This window comes from Paenibacillus sp. UNC499MF, assembly GCF_900107975.1.
Taxonomy (GTDB): domain Bacteria; phylum Bacillota; class Bacilli; order Paenibacillales; family NBRC-103111; genus Paenibacillus_F.
The window spans coordinates 56,738-63,707 of sequence record NZ_FNVF01000020.1; the positions used below are offsets into that span (position 1 = coordinate 56,738).

The 6,970-nt window shown below is 51.8% G+C and carries 9 protein-coding genes; all 9 read left to right on the plus strand.

From position 1 onward, the window contains the following. Positions 1-21 precede the first annotated feature (21 nt). The 9 genes from pabA to lysS all read left to right on the plus strand — a co-directional run bounded on the left by pabA (position 22) and on the right by lysS (position 6,840). Positions 22-609 (plus strand): aminodeoxychorismate/anthranilate synthase component II, encoded by a 588-nt coding sequence (pabA, locus tag C4S74_RS24485; protein ID WP_103997938.1) that lies wholly within the window; start codon positions 22-24, stop codon positions 607-609. Then, the gene (gene pabC, locus C4S74_RS24490) at positions 610-1,488 is read left to right on the plus strand and encodes an aminodeoxychorismate lyase (RefSeq protein WP_103997939.1); all 879 of its coding nucleotides are present in this window, start codon (positions 610-612) and stop codon (positions 1,486-1,488) included. A gap of 21 nt (positions 1,489-1,509) precedes the next feature. Further along, positions 1,510-2,340, plus strand: a complete 831-nt coding sequence (folP, locus tag C4S74_RS24495; protein ID WP_103997940.1) for a dihydropteroate synthase — start codon at positions 1,510-1,512, stop codon at positions 2,338-2,340. Between the two features lie 88 nt (positions 2,341-2,428). Continuing rightward, entirely contained in the window at positions 2,429-2,797 is a 369-nt protein-coding gene (gene folB / locus C4S74_RS24500; RefSeq protein ID WP_009671857.1) for a dihydroneopterin aldolase, read from the plus strand. Continuing rightward, entirely contained in the window at positions 2,794-3,330 is a 537-nt protein-coding gene (folK, locus tag C4S74_RS24505) for a 2-amino-4-hydroxy-6-hydroxymethyldihydropteridine diphosphokinase (protein WP_103997941.1), read from the plus strand. Before folB ends, folK begins: the two co-directional genes overlap by 4 nt. Further along, positions 3,282-3,494 (plus strand): helix-turn-helix domain-containing protein, encoded by a 213-nt coding sequence (locus C4S74_RS24510; RefSeq protein ID WP_009671865.1) that lies wholly within the window; start codon positions 3,282-3,284, stop codon positions 3,492-3,494. The genes folK and C4S74_RS24510 overlap by 49 nt, the downstream gene beginning before the upstream one ends. Before the next feature lie 11 nt (positions 3,495-3,505). Then, positions 3,506-4,516: a tRNA dihydrouridine synthase DusB gene (gene dusB, locus C4S74_RS24515; RefSeq protein ID WP_103997942.1), complete on the plus strand. Its 1,011-nt coding sequence runs from the start codon at positions 3,506-3,508 to the stop codon at positions 4,514-4,516. 147 nt (positions 4,517-4,663) lie between these two features. Beyond that, complete coding sequence (greA, locus tag C4S74_RS24520; RefSeq protein WP_103997943.1) at positions 4,664-5,140, plus strand: transcription elongation factor GreA; 477 nt, start codon at positions 4,664-4,666, stop codon at positions 5,138-5,140. 203 nt (positions 5,141-5,343) lie between these two features. Next, positions 5,344-6,840, plus strand: a complete 1,497-nt coding sequence (gene lysS, locus C4S74_RS24525) for a lysine--tRNA ligase (RefSeq protein WP_103997944.1) — start codon at positions 5,344-5,346, stop codon at positions 6,838-6,840. Positions 6,841-6,970: the final 130 nt, after the last annotated feature.

Genomic DNA, 6,970 nt, shown 5'->3' on the forward strand with positions numbered 1-6,970 from the left:
GAGTAGAGGAGGAAGACAAGCATGATTCTTGTCATTGATAATTACGATTCGTTTACGTACAATCTGGTTCAATATCTGGGTGAATTAGGGCAGGAAATCGTCGTGAAGCGCAACGATGTCATCGATCTGGCCGGAATTGAGGAGCTTTCTCCGGATCATATTCTGATTTCTCCGGGGCCGTGTACCCCGAACGAAGCGGGCATCAGCCTTGGCGTGATCCGGCATTTCAAAGGCCGCATTCCCATTCTGGGCGTCTGCCTGGGCCATCAGGCCATCGGTCAGGCTTTCGGCGGAGACGTGGTCCGGGCAGGCAAGCTTATGCACGGCAAGACATCCCCGATTCACCATGACGGCAAAACGATTTTCAAAGACATTCCTTCTCCCTACACGGCAACACGCTACCACTCCCTGATCGTCCGCAAAGAAACGCTGCCGGATTGTCTGGAAATTAGCGCCACTTCGGATGAAGGAGAAATTATGGCGCTGCGTCATAAAGAATATCCGATCGAGGGTGTGCAGTTTCATCCGGAGTCGATCATTACGGACCACGGCCTGACGCTGCTCCGTAATTTCCTGGGTCAACCCGTATCGGCGGGAACCGGGGCTTAAATGAAGATTTGGATGAACGGAAATTTGGTAGAAGAAAAAGAAGCGGTCGTTTCCGTTTACGACCACGGATTTTTATATGGCATGGGGCTGTTCGAGACGTTTCGCACGTACAACGGACACCCTTTTTTACTTGGGGAACATATGGAACGAATTCGCACAGGCTGCGAGGAGCTCGGCATTCCCCTTCTTACGGACGAGAGCGGGATGAGAGGCAGAGTGAAGGAGCTTCTTGAGGCTAACGGTATGGAGGATGCCTATTTCCGGTATGCCGTTTCGGCCGGAGTGGACATGCTCGGTTTGCCGGGCGGCGCTTTTTATGAAAATCCCTGCGAGATTCTTTATATCAAAAGTCTTCCTCTACGCAGAACGGATGAGCCTGCCTCACGCCACCTTCAGCTTCTGACTTTAAGGAGAAATACGCCGGAAAGCGGACGCAGGCACAAGTCCTTTCATTACATGAACAATATCCTTGCCAAGAGGGAAATGATGAATTATCCGTGGGCGCACGGGGCGGAGGGACTTTTTCTTACGGATAACGGAGGGTTTGTAGCCGAAGGAATCGTAAGCAATATTTTCTGGATTCAAGGGTCCGTTTGTTTCACTCCTTCTTTGTCAGCGGGAATCCTTTCCGGCATAACGCGGGCTTTTGTCCTTAAGCTTGCGGAAAAGGAAGGTCTGGAAGTAAGAGAAGGATTATTTCCTTGGACCGTGCTGTGTGAGGCCGATGAAATTTTTGTGACGAACTCCATCCAGGAAATCGTTTCCGTAAATGAACTATTTGATGAACGGGGCGGCTCGGTAACCGTCTCACGGGGAAAGGCCGGACCTGTTACGAGCCGCCTGGCTCAGTTGTATCGGGAATATACAAGATTACTTTAGCCTTAGGAAGTGAATTTTAGGATGATTCGAACGTTTGCAGCAGGAGAGACAAGCTTTGAACTCGGACGACGGACTCTCCTTATGGGAATACTGAACGTCACGCCGGATTCTTTCTCCGACGGAGGCTCTTATACCACAGTGGAGCATGCCGTACAACACGCGCTGAGCATGGTGGAAGAAGGCGCGGATATGATCGACATCGGCGGAGAGTCGACCCGTCCGGGTCACGCGCCTGTTTCGCTCCAGGAGGAACTGGAAAGGGTCGTGCCTGTTATCCGGGAACTGATCCGGCACGTGAAGGTTCCGGTTTCGGTAGATACTTACAAAGCCGAGGTTGCCAGGCAGGCAATCGAAGCGGGCGCCCATATCATCAACGATGTATGGGGATTCCAAGCGGATCCGGACATGGCCGGCGTGGCCGCTCAAGCCGGCTGCCCGGTTATTCTCACGCATAACCGCCGGGAGGCGGTATATACGGATTTTCTGGCGGATGTTCTGCAGGATCTCCGGGAGAGCATTGATCTCGCATTGGGTGCGGGAGTGAAGAAGTCGAATATCATCTTAGACCCCGGTATCGGATTCGCCAAAAGCTACGAGCAGAATTTATGGCTGATGAACCGGCTGGAGGCTATCGCGGAACTGGGGTATCCCGTCCTGCTGGGAACTTCCCGCAAAAGCATGATCCGCACGACGCTCGGACTCCCGTCCGATGATGTCGTTGAAGGAACGGCGGCCACAACGGCGCTCGGGATTGCCCAGGGGTGCGATATCATCCGTGTACACGATGTGCGGGCAATGAAGCGGGTAGCGGTCATGACGGACGCAATCGTTCGCGGACCCGGAAGTATGTAGAGCATGAGTCCGGCCGGGTGAGCTCTGGGGGTTCCGGCTGGACGATTTTGCACCTATTTGTTTTGAGGCCTGAGGAGGAAGACGCGTAATGGACAAACTTATACTGACACGCATGGAGTTTTACGGGTATCACGGCGTTTTTGCCGAAGAAAATAAACTGGGACAGCGTTTTTATGTGGATGTCGAGCTGCACATGCCGCTGGATAAGCCCGGCCGTACCGACAACATAGAAGATTCCATCAACTATGCGGAGGCTTATGCCGTTATTAAAGAGGTCGTGGAGAAAAGAACCTTCAAATTGATCGAGGCTCTGGCGGAGCAGGTTGCATCCTCCCTCCTTGAAACTTATACTAGTATCGAAGAAGTGACGGTGCGGGTGATCAAACCTCATCCGCCATTCGATATTCATTTCGCGGGCGTGACAGTCGAGATAAGCCGGAAGCGGGCGCAATCATGAGTCCTGCCGACATCACGACCGCGTACATCGCGCTTGGCTCCAATATCGGAGACCGGGAACGGTACCTGGCCGAAGCGCTTAAGAAGCTGGACGAACATCCGCGTATTCAAGTGCTGGCCTGTTCGGCCATTTACGAGACGGATCCGGTCGGGTATGTGGACCAGGATGCTTTTTTAAACATGGCTGCCGCCGTTCATACGGGCCTTTCTCCGGAAGAGCTGCTTGCGGTCATGCAGAACATCGAGCAAGTGCTGGGCAGAGTCCGAGACATTCGCTTCGGTCCCCGAACGATTGACTTGGATTTGCTGCTTTACGGGGAGCGGGAGATCCGCACGCCGGATTTGATTATCCCGCATCCCCGTATGCAGGAGCGAGCGTTTGTGTTAGTCCCCTTGGCAGAACTTTTTTCCCATATACCGAACACATCGTTTGCATCCATAGAGAAACAGTTGGCTAAACTGGATGGAAAGGAAGGCGTTATGTTGTGGAAAAAAATGCAGTGGCCCAGCGAATCCGGGCATTCCGCAAGCTGAAAGGATACACCCAGAACCAACTCGCCGAACTGCTCGGCGTTTCAATAGCCGTTCTCGGTTCCATTGAACGGGGAACACGTAAACCGGACACCCGGATGATTCAGAAAATATCCAATGCCTTGGGCATTGAACCGGAGGAGCTACTTCCGCCCTCCGGCAAATAGGAGGAGAACACATGTTAAAAATAGGCGACGTCGTCGCCCCGAATAACGTTGTACTGGCACCGATGGCCGGCGTATGCAATCCCGCTTTCCGTCTGATCGCCAGAGAATTCGGATGCGGCCTGGTCTGCGCTGAGATGGTCAGCGACAAAGCGATTGTGCACGGCAACTCCCGTACGATGGAGATGCTCTATGTGGATGAACGCGAGAAGCCTCTCAGCCTGCAAATTTTCGGCGGCGATACCGATACGCTCGTGCAAGCGGCTAAATATGTCGACGCCAATACGAATGCCGATATTATCGATATCAATATGGGCTGCCCCGTACCCAAAATCACGAAATGCGATGCGGGGGCACGGTGGCTGCTCGACCCTTCGAGAATCGAAGAGATGGTTCGGACGGTAGTAGGCTCCGTGAACAAGCCTGTTACGGTCAAAATGCGTATCGGCTGGGATTCCGAGCATATTTACGCAATCGAGAACGCCAAGGCGGTCGAGCGCGGAGGCGGCGCCGCCGTCAGCGTGCACGGCCGTACGCGGGAACAGCTCTATACCGGCAAAGCGGACTGGAACATCATCCGCGACGTCAAGCAGTCCGTTTCCATTCCGGTAATCGGTAACGGGGATGTCGTAACGCCCGAAGACGCCAAACGGATGATCGATGAAACCGGTGTAGACGGCGTCATGATCGGCCGCGGCGCACTGGGCAATCCTTGGATGCTGTATCGCACCGTGCAGTATCTGACCAAAGGGGAGCTGCCGCCCGAGCCGCAAGCCGAAGAAAAAATGCGTATCGCGACGCTTCATATGGATCGTCTGATCAAGCTGAAGGGCGAGAACGTGGCCATCAAGGAAATGCGCAAGCACATGGCATGGTATCTCAAAGGCATGAAAGGCGCCGCCCGTCTGAAGGACGCCATAATGGAACAGACGACCCGGGACGGTATGGTCCGGATTCTGGACGAATATGCGTCTTCATTCGACAATATGTCCGATAATCAGGAAGAACAGCCTGCTTTGCACTAAGTAAAGGGGGCGCTGGGTTACATTGACAATTGCAATTGGTTGCCCTATAATCAGGCAATAAGTTGCATCTTTACGTTAAGTTTTTTGAATAAATGAGTGAATTCGTATAGCATTTCCTTGAATTTACACGACGGGAGATAGGTTTGTATGAGTGAAAAAGAAGTGCTCCTTACCCAGGAAGGCCTCAAAAAACTTGAGGAAGAACTCGAGCATTTGAAATCGGTTAAACGCCGCGAGGTGGCCGAACGGATTAAAGTAGCCATCGGCTACGGAGATATCAGCGAAAACTCCGAGTACGAGGATGCGAAGAACGAGCAGGCTTTTATTGAAGGCCGCGTCATTACTTTGGAGAAAATGCTCCGCAACGCCCGTATCGTAAATTTAGACGAAGTTGACACTAATACGGTCAGCGTGGGTTCGATCGTAACGCTCAAAGATCTCGAATTCGGCGATCTTGTCGAGTATACGATTGTCGGTACAGCCGAGTCCGATCCTTTCCTGAATAAAATTTCCAACGAAAGTCCTGTAGGCAAAGCGATCCTTGGCAAGCAGAAGGGCGCTAAAGTCGATGTGACGGTACCAGCCGGCGTTATCCAATACGAAATCATGGACATCAAAAAATAAAACCGCTCTTTCGGAGAACATCCGAAGCCGCGATTGCAGGAAAAGCTTCCTTTGGAAGCTTTTTTCGCGTAAAATAGACCGTATAATTACGGGCAGCCCGCATAATAAGCGCTGTTTTTCTCCTCTTGAAAGCATTATCGGGAGCGGGAAGGGCATGCTAAAGGCTTCGCAAAACGGAGCTATAACATATAGGAGTTGAAAGCATGAGTCAGGAACTCGAGTTAAACGAATTGTTACAAATTCGCCGGGACAAACTGGACGAGCTTCGTGGTCTGGGCGTAGATCCGTTCGGCGATAAATATGTACGGACCCATACGGCCAAACAAATTTTGGACGCTTACGAAGAAACGCCTAAGGAAGAACTGGAGCAGCAGACGGTTGAAGTGAGCATTGCCGGACGTATCATGCAGAAACGTGCAATGGGTAAAGCGAGCTTTGCTCATCTCCAGGACATCACGGGCAAAATTCAGATATACGTTCGTCAGGACGCCCTCGGCGACACGAAGTACAGCGCTTTTGATCTGCTGGATATCGGTGATATGGTAGGCGTGAAAGGCACCGTTTTCAAAACAAAAACCGGCGAAACCTCCATTAAGGTACAAGAGCTGGAAGTGCTGACGAAGTCGCTTCTTCCGCTGCCCGAGAAATATCACGGTCTTAAAGATGTCGAAACCCGTTACCGCCAGCGTTATGTGGATCTGATCATGAACCAGGATGTGAAGGAAACCTTTATTCTGCGTTCCAGAATCATTCAATCCATGCGCCGTTACCTGGACGGTCTCGGCTATCTTGAAGTGGAGACCCCGACTCTTCACGCTATTGCCGGAGGCGCAGCCGCGCGGCCTTTTATCACGCATCACAACGCGCTCGATATGCAGCTTTACATGCGTATCGCTATTGAGCTGCACCTGAAACGCCTGATTGTAGGCGGTTTGGAGAAAGTATACGAAATCGGGCGTGTTTACCGTAACGAAGGTATTTCCACCCGTCATAACCCTGAATTCACCATGATTGAATTGTATGAGGCTTATGCGGATTACAAAGATATTATGGCGCTGACGGAAAATATGGTTGCCCATATCGCACAGGAAGTATTGGGTACGACAACGGTTCAGTATCAAGGGCATGAAGTAAACCTTGAGCCGTCTTGGAAACGGATCTCTATGGTAGATGCGATTAAAGAAGTAGTCGGCGTTGACTTCAGCGTACACATGAGCAATGAAGAAGCCCAGCGTCTGGCAAAAGAACACAAGGTTCCGGTTGAGCCTCACATGACTTTCGGCCACATCGTGAACCAGTTCTTCGAAACGTTTGTGGAAGAAACGCTTATTCAGCCTACGTTTATTTACGGACACCCGCTTGAAATTTCGCCGCTTGCGAAGAAGAATCCGGAGGATCCGCGATTCACGGACCGCTTCGAGCTCTTTATCGTAGCGCGTGAACACGCCAATGCCTTCACGGAGCTGAACGATCCGATCGACCAGCGTCAGCGTTTCGAAGCGCAGCTGCTTGAGCGCGAACACGGCAACGACGAGGCCCATGAAATGGACGATGACTTCATTCGTGCTCTTGAGTACGGCATGCCGCCGACAGGCGGACTGGGAATCGGTATTGACCGCCTGGTTATGCTGCTTACCAACGCTCCGTCTATCCGCGACGTGTTGTTGTTCCCTCATATGCGCGAGCGTCAGGGAGAATAAATTTGGTTGTAAAAAGGCGCCGATGTGGCGCCTTTTTAAATTTTTTGTGCTTGTCCAAAAATTGGGCTTGCATTCTTTTTGTCAGCGTGGTATCTTATTTAAGTCGCCGCTGAAACACGGTGCCGACAAC

What these genes read in the sequence shown, in the direction of transcription:
- pabA (WP_103997938.1), top strand. Translation starts at nt 22, where the DNA reads ATGATTCTTGTCATTGATAATTACGATTCGTTTACGTACAATCTGGTT.
- pabC (WP_103997939.1), top strand. Translation starts at nt 610, where the DNA reads ATGAAGATTTGGATGAACGGAAATTTGGTAGAAGAAAAAGAAGCGGTC.
- folP (WP_103997940.1), top strand. Translation starts at nt 1,510, where the DNA reads ATGATTCGAACGTTTGCAGCAGGAGAGACAAGCTTTGAACTCGGACGA.
- folB (WP_009671857.1), top strand. Translation starts at nt 2,429, where the DNA reads ATGGACAAACTTATACTGACACGCATGGAGTTTTACGGGTATCACGGC.
- folK (WP_103997941.1), top strand. Translation starts at nt 2,794, where the DNA reads ATGAGTCCTGCCGACATCACGACCGCGTACATCGCGCTTGGCTCCAAT.
- dusB (WP_103997942.1), top strand. Translation starts at nt 3,506, where the DNA reads ATGTTAAAAATAGGCGACGTCGTCGCCCCGAATAACGTTGTACTGGCA.
- greA (WP_103997943.1), top strand. Translation starts at nt 4,664, where the DNA reads ATGAGTGAAAAAGAAGTGCTCCTTACCCAGGAAGGCCTCAAAAAACTT.
- lysS (WP_103997944.1), top strand. Translation starts at nt 5,344, where the DNA reads ATGAGTCAGGAACTCGAGTTAAACGAATTGTTACAAATTCGCCGGGAC.